General features: G+C 56.4%; 1 protein-coding gene. It reads right to left on the reverse strand.

What is annotated here, in order from left to right; genetic code table 11:
* Positions 1 to 18: 18 nt before the first annotated feature.
* On the reverse strand, positions 19 to 493 hold a 475-nt coding region (locus QCE79_RS33640), incomplete at its 5' end, for a hypothetical protein (protein ID WP_309851863.1).

The following is a 493-nucleotide window of genomic DNA, read 5'->3' on the forward strand; positions in this document are numbered from 1 at the left end:
CAGCATAGTCCGCGCGCCTCACTTCCAGGCATCGCTAAGCATCCTCCACAGTCGTTCTTCCACTTCTAAGCTTCGGGGCCAGCGCGCTAAATGTGTCTCGAGAACATTAGCGGCGATGCGCACACTCGCACGGTACCCGAGCGAGCCCGGTTCGTATTTACTTGCTTCCACTAAGTGCGCTCGGAGATTCTCTTCAAGCGTTCGAAGACTAGGCGTAAAAGGCAAAGACAACACACGATCGTGCTCGGGGGTCTCGTTCTTGGTGCTCTGGCGCACCTCGTAGCTGAAGCCGCCTTTAATGCGCCGACGAAGTAAAATGCCACGCTCGCTCAAGGTAATCAGGTCTTCGATGAGATGGCGAGGCCGCAGCTTACCGCGGGATTTGGTTAGAGCGTCCTGTGTTGCGGCTACGTAGTCGGCCTCGAGTTGTGCGTCCGTTCCGAGAAACGAATCTCCATACCGCCCGCAAGTAAGGGAACGGATGAGCCATTCA

This window comes from Caballeronia sp. LZ003 (genome assembly GCF_031451465.1).
In the GTDB taxonomy this organism is placed as follows: Bacteria; Pseudomonadota; Gammaproteobacteria; order Burkholderiales; family Burkholderiaceae; genus Caballeronia.